The sequence below is a fragment of the Streptococcus parasanguinis genome, assembly GCF_001578955.1.
GTDB lineage: Bacteria > Bacillota > Bacilli > Lactobacillales > Streptococcaceae > Streptococcus > Streptococcus parasanguinis_U.
On the sequence record NZ_KQ969689.1, the window covers coordinates 78,770 to 79,329 of the forward strand.

A 560-nucleotide genomic window follows, 5' to 3' on the forward strand; every position below is an offset into this window, starting at 1 on the left:
GATATCCTCTTTTTAATGCGCCGAGCGAAGTCGTACCAGCCATCAAGGATGCTGGTTATGATGTCATGGATTTGGGACATAACCATATCTTGGATTCAGGTCTAGAAGGGGTCTATTCGACAGCCAAGGCCTTTGAAGATGCAGGCATCACACCTGTCGGTGTCTACACGCATGAAAAGAGAGGGCAAGCTCCCTTGGTGATCAAGGAAGTGAATGGCATCAAGATTGCTATTCTAGCCTATGCTTACGGCTTTAATGGGATGGAAACGACGCTCACTCCAGAGGAGCAAGCAGATGTCTTGTCTGATTTGGATGAAGAGCGGATGAAGGCGGAGATCCAAAAGGCAGAGCAAGAGGCCGATATTACTATTGTTATGCCCCAGATGGGAATCGAATACCAGTTGGAGCCGACAGAAGAGCAAAAAGAGCTCTACCATAAGATGATTTCATGGGGAGCTGATATTGTCTTTGGCGGGCATCCCCATGTTGTAGAGCCTGCTGAAGTGGTCAATAAAGATGGTCAAAACAAGCTCATCATCTACTCGATGGGGAATTTCCTT

The 560-nt window shown here is 47.1% G+C and carries 1 protein-coding gene; it reads left to right on the plus strand.

Translation table 11 applies throughout. From position 1 onward, the window contains the following. Window positions 1-560 (plus strand): CapA family protein (locus SPADD19_RS12135; RefSeq protein ID WP_241496359.1); only part of this gene is annotated, 560 nt, incomplete at both ends.